The following is a 265-nucleotide window of genomic DNA, read 5'->3' as shown; positions in this document are numbered from 1 at the left end:
GCCGGCGCCGGTCTTGACCTTGGCGCCGAGACGGAGCTCGCCCGAGGCCGTGAACAGGTCACGGCTGGCCGAGGCGACCTGGAGGCCGAGGCCGCCCGCGGCGCTCTCGTTGAAGCCGTCGCGCTCGTCATGGACCTTGCTCGCGCTGCCGATCAGGGCGAGGCGCAGGCCGTTGCCGAGCTCGGTGCGGACGCCGCCGGTGAGGCCGAACGAATAGCCCTTCGAGCTGATGTCGCCGGTGGCCAGGCTGGTGCCGCCGCCGAGG

Annotated in this window: 1 protein-coding gene; it reads right to left on the bottom strand. The window is 73.6% G+C overall.

The features are described 5' to 3' along the window. On the bottom strand, nucleotides 1-265 hold a 265-nt coding region (locus tag AAHM44_RS24800; protein ID WP_342251656.1), incomplete at both ends, for an autotransporter domain-containing protein.

This window comes from Sphingomonas sp. OTU376, from assembly GCF_038440415.1.
In the GTDB taxonomy this organism is placed as follows: Bacteria; Pseudomonadota; Alphaproteobacteria; order Sphingomonadales; family Sphingomonadaceae; genus Sphingomonas; species Sphingomonas kyeonggiensis_A.
This window is presented reverse-complemented; position numbering and strand designations above follow the sequence as displayed.